Annotated in this window: 15 protein-coding genes; 4 read left to right on the top strand and 11 right to left on the bottom strand. The window is 47.6% G+C overall.

Translation table 11 applies throughout. The features are described from left to right. Nucleotides 1-43: 43 nt before the first annotated feature. The 3 genes from hutU to AC07M6_RS12120 are packed head-to-tail and all read right to left on the bottom strand — an operon-like array spanning nucleotide 44 to nucleotide 3,756. Entirely contained in the window at nucleotides 44-1,717 is a 1,674-nt protein-coding gene (gene hutU / locus AC07M6_RS12130) for a urocanate hydratase (RefSeq protein ID WP_494889715.1), read from the bottom strand. Beyond that, entirely contained in the window at nucleotides 1,695-3,254 is a 1,560-nt protein-coding gene (gene hutH / locus AC07M6_RS12125; protein ID WP_494889713.1) for a histidine ammonia-lyase, read from the bottom strand. Before hutH ends, hutU begins: the two co-directional genes overlap by 23 nt. Next, the gene (locus AC07M6_RS12120) at nucleotides 3,247-3,756 is read right to left on the bottom strand and encodes a MarR family winged helix-turn-helix transcriptional regulator (RefSeq protein ID WP_494889711.1); all 510 of its coding nucleotides are present in this window, start codon (nucleotides 3,754-3,756) and stop codon (nucleotides 3,247-3,249) included. Before AC07M6_RS12120 ends, hutH begins: the two co-directional genes overlap by 8 nt. A 138-nt stretch (nucleotides 3,757-3,894) precedes the next feature. Between AC07M6_RS12120 and AC07M6_RS12115 the strand changes: the two genes are divergently transcribed. Continuing rightward, entirely contained in the window at nucleotides 3,895-4,737 is an 843-nt protein-coding gene (locus AC07M6_RS12115; protein ID WP_494889709.1) for an alpha/beta hydrolase, read from the top strand. 3 nt (nucleotides 4,738-4,740) lie between these two features. Here AC07M6_RS12115 and AC07M6_RS12110 read toward each other — a convergent pair whose 3' ends face one another. After that, nucleotides 4,741-5,523, bottom strand: a complete 783-nt coding sequence (locus AC07M6_RS12110; RefSeq protein ID WP_494889707.1) for a sterol desaturase family protein — start codon at nucleotides 5,521-5,523, stop codon at nucleotides 4,741-4,743. Nucleotides 5,524-5,745: 222 nt separating this feature from the next. Between AC07M6_RS12110 and AC07M6_RS12105 the strand changes: the two genes are divergently transcribed. Together AC07M6_RS12105 and AC07M6_RS12100 are read left to right on the top strand one after the other, a co-directional pair. Beyond that, complete coding sequence (locus AC07M6_RS12105) at nucleotides 5,746-6,783, top strand: formylglycine-generating enzyme family protein (protein WP_494889705.1); 1,038 nt, start codon at nucleotides 5,746-5,748, stop codon at nucleotides 6,781-6,783. Nucleotides 6,784-6,814: 31 nt separating this feature from the next. Beyond that, nucleotides 6,815-7,729, top strand: a complete 915-nt coding sequence (locus tag AC07M6_RS12100) for a sugar phosphate isomerase/epimerase family protein (RefSeq protein ID WP_494889703.1) — start codon at nucleotides 6,815-6,817, stop codon at nucleotides 7,727-7,729. Nucleotides 7,730-7,844: 115 nt separating this feature from the next. Here the strand turns inward: AC07M6_RS12100 and AC07M6_RS12095 are convergent, their stop codons facing one another. The 7 genes from AC07M6_RS12095 to AC07M6_RS12065 all read right to left on the bottom strand — a co-directional run bounded on the left by AC07M6_RS12095 (nucleotide 7,845) and on the right by AC07M6_RS12065 (nucleotide 18,558). Continuing rightward, complete coding sequence (locus tag AC07M6_RS12095) at nucleotides 7,845-9,059, bottom strand: retroviral-like aspartic protease family protein (protein ID WP_494889701.1); 1,215 nt, start codon at nucleotides 9,057-9,059, stop codon at nucleotides 7,845-7,847. 103 nt (nucleotides 9,060-9,162) lie between these two features. Next, the gene (locus AC07M6_RS12090) at nucleotides 9,163-9,702 is read right to left on the bottom strand and encodes a helix-turn-helix domain-containing protein (protein ID WP_494889699.1); all 540 of its coding nucleotides are present in this window, start codon (nucleotides 9,700-9,702) and stop codon (nucleotides 9,163-9,165) included. 216 nt (nucleotides 9,703-9,918) lie between these two features. Continuing rightward, nucleotides 9,919-12,030 (bottom strand): beta-galactosidase, encoded by a 2,112-nt coding sequence (locus AC07M6_RS12085; RefSeq protein WP_494889697.1) that lies wholly within the window; start codon nucleotides 12,028-12,030, stop codon nucleotides 9,919-9,921. After that, nucleotides 12,031-13,749: an alkaline phosphatase PafA gene (gene pafA / locus AC07M6_RS12080; protein ID WP_494889695.1), complete on the bottom strand. Its 1,719-nt coding sequence runs from the start codon at nucleotides 13,747-13,749 to the stop codon at nucleotides 12,031-12,033. Nucleotides 13,750-14,033: 284 nt separating this feature from the next. Beyond that, on the bottom strand, nucleotides 14,034-15,422 hold the full coding sequence (locus tag AC07M6_RS12075) for a Gfo/Idh/MocA family protein (protein ID WP_494889693.1): 1,389 nt from the start codon (nucleotides 15,420-15,422) through the stop codon (nucleotides 14,034-14,036). A 19-nt stretch (nucleotides 15,423-15,441) separates the two neighbouring features. After that, complete coding sequence (locus AC07M6_RS12070; protein WP_494889691.1) at nucleotides 15,442-17,586, bottom strand: alpha-N-acetylglucosaminidase; 2,145 nt, start codon at nucleotides 17,584-17,586, stop codon at nucleotides 15,442-15,444. Nucleotides 17,587-17,733: 147 nt separating this feature from the next. Further along, nucleotides 17,734-18,558, bottom strand: a complete 825-nt coding sequence (locus AC07M6_RS12065; protein WP_494889689.1) for an endonuclease/exonuclease/phosphatase family protein — start codon at nucleotides 18,556-18,558, stop codon at nucleotides 17,734-17,736. Nucleotides 18,559-18,799: 241 nt separating this feature from the next. On the opposite strand from AC07M6_RS12065, the gene AC07M6_RS12060 reads away from it, so the two are divergent. Beyond that, nucleotides 18,800-20,098, top strand: coding sequence for an acetylxylan esterase (locus AC07M6_RS12060; protein ID WP_494889688.1), 1,299 nt, complete (start codon nucleotides 18,800-18,802; stop codon nucleotides 20,096-20,098). The last annotated feature ends 2 nt before the right edge of the window (nucleotides 20,099-20,100 follow it).

The raw sequence follows: 20,100 nt of genomic DNA, 5'->3' as shown, positions 1-20,100 counted from the left end.
ATTTTTTAAAGCCCTCCCCCTCGGGGAGGGTTGGGAGGGGTGTCTACCACACCTTCAATCCAAATTTATCCGCCCATTCCTCTGCCTTATCATAACCCGCATCCGCATGGCGGAAGATGCCCATGGCCGGGTCGTTATGCAATACCCGTTTCAGGCAGGTGGCCGCCCGTTCGGTACCATCGGCTAAAACCACCATGCCCGCATGCTGCGAATAACCCATGCCTACGCCGCCGCCGTGGTGGAACGAGATCCAGGTAGCGCCGCCCGATGCGTTGGCCATCAGGTTCAATAGCGGCCAGTCGGATACCGCGTCCGATCCATCCTTCATCGATTCTGTTTCGCGGTTGGGCGATGCTACCGAACCGCAATCTAAATGATCTCGGCCAATCACTATCGGGCCTTTTACTTTGCCGGTTCTGACCAAATCGTTAAATAACAACCCAGCCTTTTCCCTGTCGCCCATACCCAGCCAGCAAATGCGGGCGGGCAAGCCCTGGAACGAGATCTTTTGCTGTGCCTTTTCCAGCCAGTTGATCAGCGGTTTATTTTCGGGGAAAGCTTCCATCAGGGCGCGGTCGGTCACAAAAATATCTTCGGGATCGCCGGATAGGGCCACCCACCTGAACGGCCCCTTGCCCTCGCAAAACAGCGGACGGATATACGCCGGCGTAAAGCCCGGGAAGTTAAAAGCATCGGCCTCGCCACCCTGCCGGGCAAACTCGCGCAGGTTATTGCCGTAATCGAAAGTAATAGCGCCTAATTGTTGCAATTGCAGCATCAACCCAACGTGGCGGGCCATGCTGGTAAGCGAGCGTACTTTATAAATATGCGGATCGCTGGTGCGCAATTGCGCGGCTTTCTCCAAAGTCATACCATCGGGGATATAGCCGTTCAGCGGGTCGTGCGCCGATGTTTGGTCGGTCAGTACATGGGGGACGATGCCGTCTTTTAATAATTTCACCAGCATATCGCCGGCATCACTTACTAAGCCTACCGATAATGTTTCCTTTTTAGCCATGGCTTCCTGCACCCACAAAATGGCCTCATCGTACGAGTCGGTCATCCGGTCGATATATTGCGTATCCACCCGTTTTTGGATACGGGCAGCATCCACATCGGCACCTAAAAATACCGCGCTTGCCATGGTAGCCGCTAACGGCTGAGCGCCACCCATACCGCCCAATCCGGCACTGACGATTAATTTACCAGCCAGGTCGCCGCCGAAATGCTGGTTACCGCACTCCACAAAGGTTTCATAAGTGCCCTGCAAAATACCCTGCGTGCCAATATAGATCCAACTGCCGGCAGTCATTTGGCCGTACATCATCAGTCCTTTGGCGCGCAACTCATTAAAATGCTCCCAGTTGGCCCAGGCAGGTACCAGGTTGCTATTGGCTATCAGCACACGCGGCGCTTCGGGGTGGCTGCGTACAATACCCACCGGTTTGCCCGATTGCACCAGCAGCGAATGATATTCGTCCAGTTCCAGCAACAACTCAATGATCTTGCGCAAAGCTTCGGGGTTGCGTGCAGCCTGGCCGATGCCACCGTATACCACCAGTTCGTCGGGGTTTTCGGCAACCTGCCCGTCCAGGTTGTTCAGCAGCATCCTTAAGGGCGCTTCGGTTTGCCAGCTTTTGGCATGCAGTTCCATCCCGCGCGGCGCTTTGTACACCGGGTGGTTGGCGTAGGTATTAATAAATTCCGAACTCGTCATGGTTTAAATTTATTTGATGGTTGGCGGCTACTTCATCGGCTAAAGCCAAAAAGCTGCCATCGGTAATTAATTGATGTAGTTGTTTAATATCGTCGGCAAAAACACGGTCGTTTTGTATGTGAGGTACATGTTGCCGCACTAATTGGTGGCAGGCTTCAATAACAGGTGTTGATTGTAAGGGTCGCCGGAAATCCATAGCCTGTGTGGCATATAACATTTCAATAGCCTGAATATATTCCAGATTATCCAGCACCATGTGCAGCTTGCGCCCGCTGATGGAGCCCATGGAAACATGGTCTTCCTGCCCTAACGAGGTTGGTACGCTGTCGGCACTGGCCGGGAAACACAGCGTTTTATTTTCGGTAACCAAAGCGGCGGTGGTGTATTGAGGGATCATCAAGCCGGAGTTGAGCCCTGCATCGTTCACCAGTAATTTAGGCAAACCATAACGGCCTTCGCTCATCAGGTAACAGCGGCGATCGGCTATATTGCCTAATTCGGCAGCGGCTACGGTGGCATAATCTAAAGGCAAAGCCAGGGGTTGCCCGTGGAAATTACCGCCGCTAATGGTGTCCTCGGCGTTAAATATGACGGGGTTATCGGTAACCGAATTGAGTTCAATTTCGGTCAACTCCTTTAAATGCAGCCAGGCATTACGCGATGCGCCGTGTACCTGCGGCATACAGCGCAGCGAGTAGGGGTCCTGCACGCGGTCGCAATTAACGTGCGAGGAATTGATCTCTGATGCTGCCAATAAGGTGGATAACCGCGCGGCTACATGTTTAGTCCCCTTAAACGGCCGGATAGCATGCAGGCGCTCATCAAAAGGCCGTGCCGAACCCATCAGCCCTTCTAAGGACATGGCGCCGATCAGATCGGCACGGTTAAGGGCGTCATTTAACCGCTGCACGGCTTTTACAGCAAACGATAGGATAAACTGCGTACCGTTTATCAAAGCCAAGCCTTCCTTAGGGCCCAACACTAATGGTTGCAGGTTGTACTTTTTCAGGATCTCGCCCGCAAGTAAACGCTGTTCATCTGCAAACACCTCGCCCAAACCGATCAGCGGCAGGAACAGGTGCGATAGGGGGGCCAGATCGCCGGAAGCACCGACCGAGCCTTTTTCGGGGACAAAGGGAATGATATCGTTATCAATATGCCAGATGATCCGCTCTAAAGTTTCAGGGGCAACGCCCGAAAAGCCTTGTGCCAGCGCATGCACTTTGGTGATCATCATCAATTTGGCAATTTCCTGCGGGATAGCATTGCCTACGCCCACACTATGGCTGCGCAGGATATTGCTTTGCAGCAGGCTGGTATCGGCTTCGGAGATGCGGGTATCGCAAAGCGGGCCAAAGCCGGTATTAATCCCGTAAACGGGATGCTGGGCATGGACAATCTTCTCTACCTCGCGCCAGCTATTGCGTATGGCTGCTGTAGCCTCATTGCCAATAATACCTTTGGTTTTGCCCGACGCGATATCCAGGCAAATACCTATTGTTAAATGTTGAGTGCCGTAATGGAAGGCGTTAGTCATGATCGGCAGGGTTTAATTGTTTTTGGAGATTTTGACTGATATGGTCGGACAGGTTATGCGATTGCAGCGCCTGTTCAAAAGCGGTAACGGCCGGCAACAAGGCATCGCAACCGGGTTGGCTTTCGCTGATCTCGGCCATGCTTAATAATATCGCATCCCAAACAGGTAAAACCTGCTCTAATAACGCGCGGCCTTTATCGGTAAAAGCGATCTGTTGTTTGCGCGCGTCGGTTTTGCTGGTGGTTGATTTTACCAGTCCCCGCTGTTTCAGGTTGGTGATCAGCTGACTGGCGGCAGGATGCGACACTTCGGTTTGTTCGCTCAGTTCTTTAATGGATAACGATTTGTTTTGCGATAACAGATAAAATACCGGGAACCAGCTGGCGTCAAACTCGATACCTGCCTGTTGGTAGGCACGGGTAATTTCGGCCAGGAACGATTCGCTGATCCGTCTTAACCTGCTGCCCAAAACCAGGTAACCCAAGTGTTGATATAAATTCATGATCTAAATTATATAAGTGCTTATATAATTCCAAATTTAATTATGCACATCAGTTAATATGTTGTTGGGAATTGTTGTGTTAAATAGGTGGTTTTGTTATGTTTGAAGCACAAAAAACCTATTGAAATTACTCTGATAATGATGAAAAACCTATTCCGCGGATTTGCTATTGCCCTGAATTTATTGCTGGTTGTTCAGTTAGCCTCGGCCGCTAAGGTGGATACGGTAGAAACCTACAGCGACGCTATGCATAAAAAGATAAAAGCAGTGATTGTAAGGCCCAATGATTATGACCGGCTGGCTGCTATGCCCGCGGTTTACCTATTGCATGGTTACGGCGGCAAATATTCGGACTGGATCAATAATGTACCGGCTATTAAAGACATTGCCGATCAGGACCATATGATGATTGTTTGTGCAGATGGCAATGTATCCAGCTGGTACCTGGACAGCCCGGTTAACCCCGACTGGAAATATGAAACCTACGTGGCTACCGAACTGATAACCTGGGTAGATAGCCATTATAAAACCATTAAAGACCGCAGCGGCCGGGCCATTACCGGTTTAAGTATGGGCGGGCATGGCGGCTTATACCTTAGCTTTAAACACCAGGATGTTTTTGGCGCAGGCGGTGCGACAAGTGGGGGAGTTGACATTCGCCCATTCCCGAATAACTGGAAGATAGCCGAAAAGCTGGGCACCCTGGCCGATAAACCCGACAACTGGGACAAAAACACCGTTGTTAATTTGGTCGACCTGCTCAGCCCCGGCAAACTGAATATTATTTTTGATTGCGGTGTGGACGACTTTTTTTACAAAGTAAACGTTAACCTGCACGAGTTATTAGCAGCGCGCAAGATCCCGCACGATTTTATTTCGCGCCCCGGCGCGCATACCTGGGCCTACTGGAGAAATTCTATCCCGTATCAATTACTATATTTTCACAATTATTTTGAGGCGCAGGCCGCAAAGGCTAAATAAACGTTAAACAACTTCCTGCTTAACACCAAACCTGTTTTGCTGCACCCGGTCGTAATCTTTTACATAATCCGGATGTTCGGTGCCCATCAGGCGGTCCCACACCCTGAAGTACAGGCCGTAATTGCCTTTAAATTTGCTGTGGTGCAGGTTGTGGTGTACGGATGTATTCACAATTTCGAACAGGAAGGTTTTTCTTAACCATTTAGGTGCTACCTCGTAACCTAAATGCCCGTAAACGTTAATGATAAAGCCTACTATCACAAATAAAAGGATGCTGATCATGTGCATGGGTAATATCATGGTGATCACTAACAGTATGGCACCTTCGGTCCAGGCTTCAATAAAGTGGAACGAATACGATGTCCAGGGCGATGGGTTGGTGGATTGATGGTGTGTCAAATGCGCGTGCTTAAATAGTTTTGGATGGTGCAGCAGGCGGTGCATCCAGTAAAAATAGGTATCGTGTATTACCAAACTTAAAACCAAACTGGCAAACAACCACCAGGTGGGATAATCGGATACGTTTAAATAAACCTGTGTAAACTGCCGGAAAGGTGTGTTTAAAACTAAAAACGCGATAACGGTAAAAACCGCGGTGGTTTGCATGGAGTGCAATATCTCGCGGATGAAATCGCGGCGGGCTGCATATTTACCCTGGATTTTTGCCTGGCTTAACCAATTTGTAAATAACTTGTAACAGGCCAGAAAAGGGATGCCCGCTATCACAAAATAACGGATAACCGAAATACTGAATATCGTTGCTATTTTTTCTATCACATCTTTCATGTGGTTTGCGCTATTTATAAGTATTAAGAGGCAAAATTAATGATTTTATAACGGATTTTGATATCCGAAAAGTATTCAAACGCCTGCAACAATGGCCATTAATGAAAAATTATTTGAATCGTTAAAACAAAGGCCGCAACAAATCTCATTAAACCCTATATTCGAAAAGTAAAACCAATTACGGCGAAACCGTTATCATCGGTTGCTGGTAGTAATATAGATATGATGTTTTTAAAAAACAGGATAGCGCTTTTGGTAGCCATACCCGGCATTTTATTGTTAAATGCGGGTTGCGGGCAGCATGCGCAAAAAAATACTGCAAATACTACCGACGCAAAAACCGATACTGTGCCGGCCAAAATGGTGTACATTAAAGGCGGCTCGTTTGATATGGGTTCAAATGATCCTGCTTTTGTGGATGCGCATCCTGTGCACCGGGTAAGTGTTAAGGGGTTTTGGATGGATGAGCACGAGGTAACCAATGCCGATTTTCAGCATTTTGTAAACGCTACGGGCTACCAAACTATAGCCGAGCGCCCTATTAATCCGGCTGATTTTCCCGGTGTGCCTGTTGAAAATTTAGTGCCCGGTTCGGGGGTATTTACACCAACATCGCAACCCGTTCCGCTGGATAACCCCATGCAGTGGTGGCGTTATGTGCCCGGCGCCAACTGGAAACACCCTTTTGGACCACAAAGCAACATCAGCGGTAAGCCGAACGATCCGGTAGTGCATATCAGTTATACCGATGCCCTGGCCTATGCCAAATGGGCCGGCAAACGCCTGCCTACCGAAGCCGAATGGGAATACGCCGCGCAAGGCGGTAGGGGATCGCATAAATACTACTGGGGAGACGAATTGAAGCCCGGCGGTAAGTGGCAGGCTAATATTTTTGAAGGCCATTTCCCCGATGCCAATACCAAAGAGGACGGTTTTGAAGGAGTAGCCCCCGTAAAAAGTTTCGGGCCAAATGGCTATGGTTTGTACGATATGGAAGGCAATGTATGGGAGTGGTGCAATGATTTTTACCGCCCCGATTATTATAAAACCAGTCCGAAAGATAACCCGCAGGGACCTAAGGACAGCTACGACCCCGAAGAACCGAATACCATTAAGCGGGTGCAAAAAGGCGGCTCGTTTTTATGCAGCGATCAGTATTGTATCCGTTACCGCGCCGGCAGCAGGGCCAAGGGCGAGATCAACAGCGCATCGAACAACCTGGGCTTCCGCTGTGTAAAGGATGAAGAGCCGGCAAAATGAAAATGATAGATTAACCATCACCAAATAAATTATGAAAGATAACTATACACGCCGGGAATGGGCCGGAATGGCACTGACAGGTTTAGGGGCATTAATGCTGCCCTCGGCGCTGTCATCGTGCAAAAGCATGGGTGTAGCTGTGCCGCCCATATTAAAAGGCACAGCGGCGGCTAAACAAGCGGCAAACATAGGGGTGGTATTAGGCGCCCAAACCTATAGCTTCCGCGATCATAACCTGGATGATGCCATTAAGATCATGAGCCAGTTAGGTATTAGGAGCTGTGAGCTTTGGAATGGCCACGTACAACCCAAAGGCGATTTAAAGCAATGGCGGGCTACCGCGCATGTAGCGGAAATGAAAGCCATCCGCGCTAAATTTGATGCCGCGGGTATTACTATTATGGCCTATACCGATGGCTTCAGGGATAATTTTAGCGACCAGGAGATAGAGCAGATCTTCCAGGTGGCCCAGGCTTTGGGTACCGATACCATTACCACATCGGCCACGGTAAGTGTGATGAAAAGGGTAGATGTATACGCCAGGAAATATAAAATAAAGGTAGGCATGCACGGCCACTCCAAAGTGACCGACCCTAACGAGTTTTCATCGCCCGATAGTTTTGCAAGGGGCATGGCGGGCTGTTCGGAATATATCGGCATTAACCTGGATATCGGCCACTTTACCGCTGCCAATTTTGACGCGGTGGATTATATCAAACAACATCACGACAAGATATTTTGTATTCACGTGAAAGACCGTAAAAAGAACCAGGGCGAAAATATGCCGCTTGGCCAGGGCGATACCCCGATAGGCCCGGTACTGCGCCTGATCCGCGACAATAAATACCCGATCCCAGCCGATATTGAATATGAATACAAGGGCGGCGACAGCGCTATAGAAGTTGGCAAATGCCTGGATTATTGCAAACAGGTATTAAAGGGCTGATCGTTAGTGTTAAGTCTTAAGTCTTAAGTCGAAAGTCCTAAGTCAGATTTCGCTCTTTTTTACTTAGAACTAAAGACTAAAGACTAAAGACTTTCGACTTAAAACTAACCTCTTATTATTGTTTCAATTTCCGCATTTCGCTTTCGTAGCTTGAGTAATTAGAATAAGGCTCGTTGATACGGCCATTGGGTTTTAGATAAATATAGCCGTTCAGGTTATCAATTATCCAATTGAAATGATTAAGGATCACATTGCCAAAATAAGTTCCTGTTCTTCTTGCTGCCGGTTTGGTTGGGTCGGCAGCGTTGGTTACAATATCTTTAAAGGTTACCCCTGCTACGGTTGCGTCAAGCCTGATAATTTTGCGCCCATTTATGATGGTTAATTCTTTAAGGTTATCCCATACTCCCGGTTGTTCCGTAAATTCCTGTCCTATCAGCATCGTTCCATCACGCCCGGTATCCATCCCAACCCAAAATATATATTTTTTACCGTTCTGTACAATCTGTGTTTTAAGGCTCAGCCGGTTAAGCATGGGCTGTTTAGTAAAGGTTTTGGCATGGGCAGGCAGCTTATCGTGCACGATGAACAGCATCTTATCATAGTCAATCTCAATGATCTTATGACGTAACAGATTGTAGCCGATAATCAGGTCTTCGCCGGGCTGCATATTGCCGGTTTCTACGAATGACATATTGTTGAAATTGAGATGGCCGACGGTCAGCGTATTATTCAGGCTCCTGCGGGCTTCATTAACACCCTGCGAATTGCTAAGCATAGTTTTAGCGCCGAAAACAAGATTTAACCTTTCGGACGAAGCTTTACTGACACAGGGTGCATTGGCACCCGTGTCAAACTGGATGCTTACCTGCTCTTTCCCGTTAAGCGTTCCCTGCAAGTAAATCCGCGAACCTTTTAAGGTAAATGGTATGGTGTCAGGAAATGATCCGCCGGGCGTTAATGACTTTGTTGCCGGGTCGTCTACGGCACTGATGCGGACAAAGCAACTGTCCTTATCGTTTACCAAAACCACCAGGTCGTAATTATTGCCGTAGGTGGTGTTAAAGCTGATCTTACCCTGATCGGTTACGAGTGTTACTTTGTTTTTTCTATGCGGTACGTTTACATAGTAAATATCAAGCTTTTGCTTAGGATCTAAAGCCCATGGCACTTTTATCATTTCGTCGTATATGGTGGAGTTCCTGCTGCTGGCCCTGATAACCGGAAGCTTTTTTTGTGCTGATGCCTGCAAACCCAGGCATAGCCCTAATAATAGCATTGTTTTAGTGACGATGGGTATCGGCCTTAAAGTAATTTTGATCGTGGTCATTTTTAGTTATTTAATCGACCCAAAGAAAGATAAAAATTAAAGAGACCCGATCATTCACCAGCCGCCAAAGGGGCGACGATGCCCCGCCAATACCACGACAAGGCTATATGAGGCTAAAACCCATTCCAATGCGCAATGTTTTGTTCTTCACTATTTCCGCTGCATTTCTAAGGATGATAAAGGTGTTGACGAGCACCCATACAAAAGGCACCAGCATCATATAATTACCCCTTACCGCAAACACGTCGTTTAACATGATGACGGTTAAAAACAATACGATGGCTATGAGTGTCCAAATAATTTGAATGGTGACGATCCTTTTGGTAACAGGGGTGAATTGCTTTTTTGCGAACATAATAAGCAGCGGAACGAAAATATTTAAAGGGGGAACCAGCATGAACGGCAATGCCGAGAGATTGATCAGTTTTAACCATTTAGCATCCTCCGGGGCAACTGCTTCTTCCTTTTCAACCAACTCTTCTTCACTGACGCCTAATCCCTTCGCCAGGGCTTTCAGTGTGTATCCTTTAGGGCTGGTGCCGGCCTCAATGCGCTGGATGGTGCGCACGGAAATGCCCGACCTTTCAAACAGCTCTTCCTGGGTTAGGTTTAGTTTTTGTCGTATGGCCAGTAATCGCGACATATCAATTTGCTATAGTTCATTCTTTGCTTCATGAACCGTTATAAAAGTATAATAATAATAGGATAATTTAAAGTTGCTACCCTGCGGAAATCGGATTTAAGGTGCCGGAGTAAAAGAGTGCCATACAGAGCGGTTGCCCAATACGTGTTTTAATTCCAACAAAAAGCCGCCTCATAATTTGACTGATGAGACGGCCTCTTTGCTTTTCTTCTATTGTTATTTCCAAACAACTACACCCGCGGGCGGCAGTGTTTTAGTGCCGATTAATACCTGCGCACCTGCCGGTACAGGTAATATCTGGTTGGCAGATGAGTAATTTAAGCCTACCCAAAAACCATCGCGCCATTCAACAGTTACGCCTTCGGGCAGATCCATTACCGGGATACCGGCATTTTGGTATACTTTCTTCATTACCTCTTTTTCCAGCTTACCGTCATCCGTATCAGGGCCAATATAGGTAACGGTTCCTTTACCCAGTTTGCGGCTCACTACTGCTGCTTCGCCTTTATAAAATTGATCGTTATACAAGGCCATTTTGGTACCGGGCGCCGCGCCCTGCAATATATCGCCCCAATTATTCCAGTTAAATAACTTCCCGTCCATGCTTACTTTGGCCATGCGGTTTTCGGGCAGATGATCATAGTATAATTCTTTTATACCCAACAGGCTGTATATCGGCGCGGCAAATTTGGCTTCCCATATCCGTGCTTCGCGGTCTTTTTCGCCTGTGCGGCTGCTCAATATCAGGTGGCCGCCCTGTTCTACATATTGTTTCCAGCGGGCAACCAGGTTAGCGTCAAGCAATTGATAGGCCGGGGCAACCATTACCGGGTATTTAGAAAAATCGGTCTGCTCATCAATATAATCAACCGGCGCGCCGAATGATTTTAACACGCCATAATACTTCATCATGTGCCTCATATAATCCCACTGGTTAGTTTGAGGCTGATTATCCATTTCCCAGCGGTTATCTGCATTGTACAGTATGGCTGTGCGGCGGGCTTTGTGCGCAGCAGGTTCAGGTGTGTTAGCTTTGTAGGCTTTTTTTAATTGGGCAATTTCGTTAATGGCGGTAATGTATTCGGCGCCGCTGCGGCTTACGTTAATACCGTCGGCTTTCATAATACCGTTGTGGTACTGCTCGCCGCCTACTAATGGCTGCCTGTAACGGTAGGTGCAAACAAACTTATTGCCGCCGGCAAATACATGATAGATCCACATCCGCACCGCGCCGGGCATAGGCTGCGAATTGTATTTACCCCAGTTTACCTGCCCCGGCTGTAGTTCCATTACCCCGGTAACGCCGGTAATAGGGCGTATAAAATCGTTAGAAAAGCCAATGCTCAGATACGATCCCAGTCTGAAACCCTGATCGCCGGTACCATCGCTTAAACCTGCTACCAGGTATTTGGTATAGGTTAAAAAATCCAATCCGGCCATCCCGTGCGGATCAACCGGGGGATAATCAGACATGATATTAGTGGTTACCCATTGGCTGTTATCAATATACTTGCGTAAAGTAGCTTGCTGATCTAATACAAAAGTAGCGGCTTCGTTAGATGTGAAACGTTTAAAATCAAGCACCGCGTGCGGGTTAGGTTGAGCTACCAACTCCTTGCCGTTAGGGCAGTCTATCTGATCGAAATTATTATAAGACAGGCTCCAGAAAGCGTTACCCCACGATGCATTCAGCGCGTCGATGGTTTTGTATTTGGCCTGCAGCCATTGCCTGAAACGTTTTTGGGCATTCGGACTAAAATCATACTCGTTACCGTAGTGCGATGGCTCATTATCAATTTGCCAGCCGCTGATGATCTTGTTTTTGCCATAACGTTTAGCCAGCTGGGTAACGATCTTATCCACATACTGCCGGTACAACTCGCTCGACCATGAGGCCTGTTGCCTTGCGCCATGCACCATGGTGCGGCCATCGGCATTCACCATTAATACTTCGGGGTGTTTTTTGGTCAGCCAAACGGGTGGGGCGGGCGAAGGGGTACACATAATTACCTTCAGGTGGTTCTCGCCGGCAAGCCTTACGGCTTCATCCAGCCAGGTAAAATCATATTTACCTTCTTCAGGTTCCATGGTCGACCACGCGAACTCGGCAAAGTGAGTAAAATCAAAGCCCAGTTCGCCTATGCGTTTAATATCGCGTGCCCAGTCTTGTTTAGGCCATTGTTCGGGGTAATAATAGGTACCCACCTGCATCAGATCGGCCTTGTTAAAAAACTTTTCGGCTTTTTGGGCAAAGACTGATAGGCTGCCTATAAGACAAACAAGGATAACGCCGAATTTCAGCGTTACCCTTACTAATGCTTTTTTCATTTATTTTTTGGTTGGTTTGATTGGTTTAAGAGGTGAAGATACATTATTTTCTGCACCACTTAAAACCGCGCTGATAGGCGACCCAATGGCACCGCCTGGCGCCTGGATATGCAACAGCGACGAAACCGTAGGGGCAATATCCGTAGTATAAACATTGCCATAGCTTACGCCTGGCTTAATGCCCCAGCCCATAAATATCAGGGGGATATGGGTATCATGCGCGTTCCACTCGCCGTGACCAGTGCCGGTAGCGCCACCCTGGAACCACCCTGATATCGGGATCACAAACACCGCCCCGCTGCGCCTGTAATAGTAACCGTTGATCATCTTAGTCTTTACTACCTCGGGTATAGCCGCATCGTTTATTTTGGCCATATCAGCCACAAAAAGGGTAGTTGGCTCGGCCCTGAAATAGTCGACAACGGTTTGTTTAATCGCTGAGTAATCCAATTTTGATTTTTCTATCAGCGGGATATTAAAGTTTACCTGGTATTCTATAATTGATAGCACCAGGTTATCCTCCTTAAATTTGGTTTTTAACAGCTGATTGAGCTTGGTTTTGTATCCATTGCCATTCCATGCGCCGGCGGGCATGTTATGGGCCTTATTAAATTCTATCGCATTCGACGCGCCATGATCGGCAGTCAGGAAAACGGTATAATTGCCTTTACCCAGCTTATTATCCAGGTTGGTAAAAAAAGCGGCCAGGTCGCGGTCAAGCCTTAAATAGGTATCTTCAATTTCAATCGCGTTTATGCCGAACATGTGGCCTACGTAATCGGTAGAAGCACAGTTAATGGTCAGGAAATCGGTCGTATTATTACTGCCTAACTGGTACGCGTCAATGGCTGCTTTGGCAAAATCAAGCGTTAGGGTATTGCCAAAAGGTGTGCTGCGGATAACCGTATGGCGGGTTTTATAGATCTCATTTACCTTATGCGGAAAGGTTGGTGCGGTCTCCCCTGCAAATTTGCCTTCCCACGGCGAATTATCCGGCGAACTTTGCATGTATGTGTTTATCGGATATAGTGTATTCCAGCCATTGGCCAATAGCTTTTCGGGCTGGTTTGAATTGTTGAAGGTATTTACCCAGGCAGGCAACTCCTGCATGTAATAAGTGCTGGTGATAAAATGACCGCTGGCATCATCAAACCAAAAAGCGCCGGTTGGCATATGGCCAGCGGGTAATATACTGGCCCTGTCTTTTAATGACACGCCAACAACTTTCGATTTGAAGTTGGTGGCCAGGCGCAGTTCATCCGTTACGGTTGATGATAGCAGGTTACGGGGCGATCGTTTACCTTCTTCGGCTGTGGTGCCAACGCCATTCACCGTGCTGTCGGTTACGCAATATTGGGCTGCACCGGTTAATTGATCAACCCAATCGTTGTCGGCCATGCCGTTAATGGCAGGTACAGAGCCGGTAAAAATAGCGGCGTGACCAACAGCCGTTGCCGATGGCAGGTAGTTGATATAGGTATTTTCGCAGCGGAAACCGTCTTTAAGCAAACGTTTAAAGCCGCCGTCGCTATAACGGTCATAATAGCGGTACAGGTAATCCCAGCGCATTTGGTCAACCACAATACCTACAACTAACTTGGGGCGTTTAACTATATCCGGGCTTTGGGGCTTTGCTTTTTGGGCGAAAGTGGCAGATGTTATTGACGAAAAAATGAACAGGGTAAAAATTCTGAACGCTGATGATTTGTAAAAAGTCATTGTTTTTAAATAAGTAAAGAGTACGCGTGTACGCTACATTAACCGGGGACGGGTAAAAATAGAAAAATAGTGTAAACAGGGTGTTACCTAATTAAAATATTACGATGATGCATGGCTAAGGTGATAAGTCCTATTAGCCCATTTTTATAGGAATCATAAAAACGGTGTCATTTCGAACGACAGAGAGAAATCTTCTACGAGAGGACTGCATTGCGCAGAAGATTTCTCCTCACCCTATTCCTCAACCCATCGCTGTTCGTTCGAAATGACACGGTGGTGGGTGTCTACACCACTATCGGCGTTATCATTTTCGTTACCCGGCTTTTCTCGGCCATAAAACCCATCAGGTGGCTTTCTATCGATTCATCAATGGTTGATGTTAGCATTTTAGCGTCCTGATGTGCCACGGCCTGTACAAAATCGCGGGCCAGCAACCAGTCGCCGCCACCGTGGCCGCTATTTTTGTAGCCTTCCACATCCTCGGCAATAGGTTTGTACTTCATTACTTTTTTTGTGCGGAAATCGGTTACCACCAGTTCTTCCATATCGCCAACCATATCGCCCATGGCGCCAAACACGCGGGTGCGCCTGCCGGCGTATGAGGTAAAGGCCTCCATGCTGAAATTGGCGGTAATACCACCTTCAAAGCGGATATTAGTAATGTAATGATCGGGCTGATCATTATCCATGCGGTACACGCAGCGGCCGTAGTCCATCGTTTTCAAGCGCTCTAATATGATCGGTTTTTTATCCTTGGCATCGTCCGGGATATCCAGCACTTTGTTTCGGCCCTGATCTTCCACATATTCCCGTATGGCCGAGTAGGGGCAGGTGCGTTCTACTTTACAGCCGTCGGTACAGCGGGCAGTACTGCCCTCGGGGGCGTTCTCTTTTTTAAACCATTTTAAATCGCCCATGGCGATGATCTCCTTGCTGGGTTTGTTGATCACCCACTTGATAATATCCAGATCGTGACAGGATTTTGCCAGCAAAATAGGTGTGGTTTGTTTAGAGTTGTGCCAGTTGCCCCGTACATACGAGTGCGCCATGTGTGTATGCTCAATCGGCTCTAAATGCTGTATGCTCATTACCGGGCCGATAGCCCCGGCGGCAATCAGTTCTTTCATTTTTACAAAGTAAGGCGCATAGCGCAATACGTGACAAACCGCCACAATGCGCCCCGTTTTTTTAGCCAGCGCCAGTATACTGCGGCATTCCTTTTCGGTAGGGGCTATGGGTTTTTCCAGCAGGATATCGTAGCCCATTTCCAGCGCCTTCATGCAGGGCGCATAGTGCAGGTTATCGGGTGTGGAAATGATAATGGCATCGGCAAACTTGGGTTGCTTAAATACATCTTCCCAGGTTTTAAAGCGGTTTTTCTCTTCTATTTTATGGAATTTGGTATACCGGTCGTTCCGGAAAGGGATAGGTTCGGCCACGCCCACTATCTTAAGCTGATCCGGGTAAGCCAGCGCGAAACCACCGTACACATTGCCGCGGTTACCTGCCCCTAAGGTAATTGCTGTTACGGGCTTTGCCAAAGGTTTGTGTAATGGGTTTGCGGGTATTTTGTAGCTGAGGATGTTCTTGCCGATATCGGCTATGCTCTCCTTGGCAATAATGGTAGCGCCCAGTGTAAGGCTTAAATTTTTAATGAGATTTCTACGGTTCATAACAAACGTTTTAAAGGTATTATTGGTAGATCTGATTGATTTCGGTATGATATTTTTGATATAGTTGTTTAGCCACAGCAACCGCGTCGCCTTTCGGCTGATCGGTGTAAGCTTCGTGACTGTTCACCCATTGCCATTCCCAATGGGCTATTTCTGTTTCAAAGGCTTTTTGATCGATAGGCTTATTTTGCTGCATTTGGGCGTTTATATATTTAAAATATTGCTGCCAGCGGGGCTTGTAATAGCCGCTCAGCATTCCGCTCCATTGCCGGCACGAGTATTCGGTCAGCGTCGCCTTTTCATCGCCCCAAAGGGTAATCAGGTTGCGGGCGTTGCGTTCAAACAGCTTTTTCTCATCGGGCGTAGCGCCCCATTTACGGGCATCGTTAATCCACTTGCCCAACAGGAAATCCTTACGGGTGGCTAAAAGCTGATCAACATCGTCAATCAGCATTAGGAATTTTGCGCTTAATGCATTTAGCCCCGATTGATCCTTTTTAGCGTAAGCCGCTGCGAACTGGCGTTGCAGCGTATCGGCATAGTTCACCAGCACCTGCCGGGTCACATCAACCAGGTCATACCTAAAACCATCGCTGTTTTTTAATTGTGCCGATGCTTGTATCAACTCGTCCCAGGCCGGCAGCAGATCCTTAGGTTTATAGTTTTTTTGCGTACGGGTGCCACGCGTGGTAGCTGCCATAGTAGGCCTGCCGGTGATGATAGATTCCGGTCCGCCATTTAAAATGCCGCCGGTATAAACAGTATGGTGCAGCACCTGCCAGGCTTTATCGGCATGTGGGTTTTTAGCGCCGTAGCGCCGCCAGGCATAGCCTTTCAGCCATTCATCTACATTAATGGGTTTATCCGTCCATATGTTATCCAGCATCAGCTCATACATCACCGGGTTTTGTTCAATAGCTTCAGGGGTGAGGCCAATTCCGGTCATTTTCCCTGCGGAGGGATCATTTAACGCCTTAACTGGTCCGCTCGCTATTTCATCCATACGGCCGTATAGACTGATGTTGCCGCCAAAATTATGCAGCATGCACCAAATCCAGGGTTTGCCGTAATAGGCATCGGTGCGGTTCCAAACCGGGTGGTTTTCGCTCCACAGGTCAAGGATCATCATTTTATCATTCGGTACCGCATTCAGCAGGGCCTTGATCTGCGTCGGCTTCCAAAATTTCTCGTTGAAATGGAACAGCCAACCCTGCATAATCCATTTAGCTTTGTCATCAGCCTGGGCCATAGATTGATAAACCTTTTTGCTGATATCGTTCAGGTAAAGCGAATCGTTGGTGGGCGGGGTATTCTCGTTAAAAGTGTCAGCGGTATAAAGGTGATCGGTACCAAAGGTTTTGATCTGCTCGTCCATAAACTTTTTACCGATCAGCGTAAACATCGGATCGTTGGGATCAAGGATAGCTACTTCGGGGAAGGTGCTCCAATGCGTTTTTTTGAGTTGGGCATCGGGATAGCGTTCTTTGAAATTAGCTGGCACATGCCCCGTAAAGGCTGGTAAAATAGGTGTCATCCCCAATGAGCGTTCCTGTGCCAAAATCTTTTTCTGCAAAGCCTCCTGACCGTTAATGATACTTTGCGGCAGCGGCCCGCCCCAGCCATCCATATTGCCCATGTAAAACCAGTTGAAATAAGCAGGTCCGCTAAAAAACTTGCCCAGGTCCTGGTCGGTAAATTTCAAGTCTTTATACACCCGCTGCCAAACAGCATTTTGCCCGGTGATAGCCAGTGGCATATTGATACCGTTAAGCGCCATCCAGTCAATTTCCCATTGCCAGCGTTGCCAGTCCCACCAGCTCATAGTATAATTAAAGGTGCAATAGTTTAAATAGTAGCGGTATTTATAAGGCGATACGTGCCTGATCTTTCCGGTTACCAGGGGCAACTTTGCAGGCAGATTTAGGTTGGTGCCGTTCCAACTGATATCGCAATGGGCGTAGTTTTTCAGATAATAGTTGAGGGCGCTGGCTATAGAGATACCATTATTGCCGCTAAGAATGATTTTGCCGTTTTTTGATTCGAGTTCAAAAATATCTTTATCACCGGCTTTGGGAATGAATTTGATGCTGAATTGGGCAGCGTGGGCGGGGATAATACGTTTGATGAGGGCGTAGATGTCAGCGGAAGACCTCTCTAAATGCACAGTTTTTAGAACCCTCTCCTTTGGAGAGGGCAGGGTGAGGCCTAAACCCCTCCCTGCCACTACACGGGCTTCCGCACCCCTCCCAAGGGAGGGAACTAATAGCGAAGCTGCTACCAACGTAAGTAATATGAGTACGTGTCTTCCCATCTATTTCAGTTGATAAATAACGGTCACCGGCCTATGGTCTGATGCGTAGGTTTCGGGGATCACTGTATGTTCTTTAGCTGCCCAATCCGCATTTTTGATGGCTATAAAATCAATGGTTTTATTTGGCCTGGTTTCGGGAATGGTAAAGGGGCAGCCGTCCACGCAACTGCGTTTAAAATTTTGATCCAGGATGCGGATGGTTTCCTTATCAGGCGTGCTGTTAAAGTCGCCCGTTATGATGATAGGCCCGGCCTTTTTACCCATTTCTTCCATAATGCGTTTTACCTGCACTACGCGGTTACTGTCTGGCCGCTGGGCATCCAGGTGGGTATTGGCAAATGTAATTAAACCCTTGCCGGGGATCTTCAGCGTAATATAGGAGAGTATACGGGCTTCGCCTTTCATCGCTTGCGGCAGGTCAACTTTTGCTGATGATTCAATAGGATATTTGCTCAGGATAGCCAGGCCGTACTCGCCGCCATCATGATCTATCGCTTTAAAAAACTGGTAATGCATCCCTGTTTTTTGTCCCAGCTGGGCCGCCTCATCGATATTGCCTGATCGTTTGGTGCCTTTATCAACCTCCTGCACACCTACCAGATCGGGGTGCTGATCGTTAATCACCCTGGCAATAGCGTCTACATCTATCAGCCCTTCCCGGGCTTTAGATGGCGGGTTAGCATGATGGATATTGTACGACATTACCTTCAATGTTCCCACACCGCCGGGCGGACTGCTTTTAAGCGGTGCCACCTTAGCCGAACATGCGCTTAATAGAAACGTGGCCAACAATAATTGCGCCTTTTTTACCCGCCTTAACTGCATATTTGTTTTGTTGATTGTTTAATGGGTTTGTTCTGGTTAATTAAGCATATTGTCCAGTAGTATATTGCTTAACTTATTGATAAAAGTAAATTATAAATCTTTTATATTTATAGCATATGGATGACATCGTAATAAAGTCCATCCTTTTCGTAATAAATTCTATCGGGCACTTATGGATTTTCCCCATCTTTGATTAGGGGGAAACTGTATTGCCCGGCAAAAACAATTATCTAACCACTTCATGAAACCATATCAATATCTATCCGGCCTGGTGTTACTTATCCTGCTGAATTGCTACAGTTGGGCGCAGCCGCCCAAGCCGCTTTACTTTGTTAGTGTAGCGGCTGACCATGCCGACTGGACCTATAAACGGGGCGAAAAAGCAAAATTCATGATCTCGGTAACGCAGCACAACAATGTTGTAAAAAACTGCAAGATCAATATCCAGATAGGCCCCGAGCAGATGCCGGCTGTTGTGAATGAGAATAGAGAGATCAGCAGCGAGATCACCATTGACGGCGGCACCATGAAAGAGCCAGGCTTTTTACGCTGTATAGTAACGGCCGATGTTGATGGCAAAAAATACCGCGGACTGGCAACTGCCGCCTATGATGTGCATGATATAAAACCAACTACCGAAACCCCGGCCGATTTCAGGGAGTTTTGGGATAAGGCTATGCAGGATAATGCTAAGATCCCGATGGATCCCAAATTAACCCTGCTGCCCGACCGTTGTACCGAAAAGACCAATGTTTATCAATTGAACCTGCAAAATTACCGCACCGGTTCGCGCTTTTACGGGATACTGTGTGTGCCTAAAAAACCCGGTAAATATCCGGCCATATTAGAGCCGCCGGGCGCGGGCATCCGTCCGTATAACGGTGATATTGAAATGGCTGAAAAGGGAGTAATTACCTTGCAAATCGGCATCCACGGCATCCCGGTGATTATGGATGCCGGAGTGTATAACAATTTGGCCGCGTCAGGTTTAAGCGATTACCCTTTTCTTAATTTAGATAATAAAGACAAGTACTATTACAAACGGGTTTACATGGGTTGTATCCGTGCCAACGATTATTTAAGCAGCATGCCCGAATTTAATGGCGACCTGGCCGTGTACGGCGGCAGCCAGGGCGGGATACTTTCCATCATGACAGCCGCGCTGGATAAGCGGGTGAAATATATGGTAGCCATGTATCCGGCCATGAGTGATTTGACCGGCTACCTGCATAACCGTGCCGGCGGCTGGCCGCACATGTTTAACAAAGGCAATGCTCCGGCTTATGCTACGCCTGATAAGATAGCCACTTCTAAATATTACGACGCGGTGAATTTTGCCAAACTGATCACCATCCCCGGCTTTTATACCTGGGGATATAATGATGAAACCTGTCCGCCAACCACGGCTTACTCGGTTTACAATGTAATTACGGCGCCAAAAGAACTATGGATCACGCAGGAATCAGGCCATTGGATGTTTCCCGAAACGCAGGTGAAAATTAACGAGTGGCTGGTGAATAAATTGATTGCAAAAAAATAACA

Source organism: Mucilaginibacter sp. GW821-FHT07H05 (assembly GCF_059418485.1).
This window is presented reverse-complemented; position numbering and strand designations above follow the sequence as displayed.

What these genes read in the sequence shown, in the direction of transcription:
- hutU (WP_494889715.1), bottom strand. Translation starts at nt 1,717, where the DNA reads ATGACGAGTTCGGAATTTATTAATACCTACGCCAACCACCCGGTGTAC.
- hutH (WP_494889713.1), bottom strand. Translation starts at nt 3,254, where the DNA reads ATGACTAACGCCTTCCATTACGGCACTCAACATTTAACAATAGGTATT.
- AC07M6_RS12120 (WP_494889711.1), bottom strand. Translation starts at nt 3,756, where the DNA reads ATGAATTTATATCAACACTTGGGTTACCTGGTTTTGGGCAGCAGGTTA.
- AC07M6_RS12115 (WP_494889709.1), top strand. Translation starts at nt 3,895, where the DNA reads ATGATGAAAAACCTATTCCGCGGATTTGCTATTGCCCTGAATTTATTG.
- AC07M6_RS12110 (WP_494889707.1), bottom strand. Translation starts at nt 5,523, where the DNA reads ATGAAAGATGTGATAGAAAAAATAGCAACGATATTCAGTATTTCGGTT.
- AC07M6_RS12105 (WP_494889705.1), top strand. Translation starts at nt 5,746, where the DNA reads ATGATGTTTTTAAAAAACAGGATAGCGCTTTTGGTAGCCATACCCGGC.
- AC07M6_RS12100 (WP_494889703.1), top strand. Translation starts at nt 6,815, where the DNA reads ATGAAAGATAACTATACACGCCGGGAATGGGCCGGAATGGCACTGACA.
- AC07M6_RS12095 (WP_494889701.1), bottom strand. Translation starts at nt 9,059, where the DNA reads ATGACCACGATCAAAATTACTTTAAGGCCGATACCCATCGTCACTAAA.
- AC07M6_RS12090 (WP_494889699.1), bottom strand. Translation starts at nt 9,702, where the DNA reads ATGTCGCGATTACTGGCCATACGACAAAAACTAAACCTAACCCAGGAA.
- AC07M6_RS12085 (WP_494889697.1), bottom strand. Translation starts at nt 12,030, where the DNA reads ATGAAAAAAGCATTAGTAAGGGTAACGCTGAAATTCGGCGTTATCCTT.
- pafA (WP_494889695.1), bottom strand. Translation starts at nt 13,749, where the DNA reads ATGACTTTTTACAAATCATCAGCGTTCAGAATTTTTACCCTGTTCATT.
- AC07M6_RS12075 (WP_494889693.1), bottom strand. Translation starts at nt 15,422, where the DNA reads ATGAACCGTAGAAATCTCATTAAAAATTTAAGCCTTACACTGGGCGCT.
- AC07M6_RS12065 (WP_494889689.1), bottom strand. Translation starts at nt 18,558, where the DNA reads ATGCAGTTAAGGCGGGTAAAAAAGGCGCAATTATTGTTGGCCACGTTT.
- AC07M6_RS12060 (WP_494889688.1), top strand. Translation starts at nt 18,800, where the DNA reads ATGAAACCATATCAATATCTATCCGGCCTGGTGTTACTTATCCTGCTG.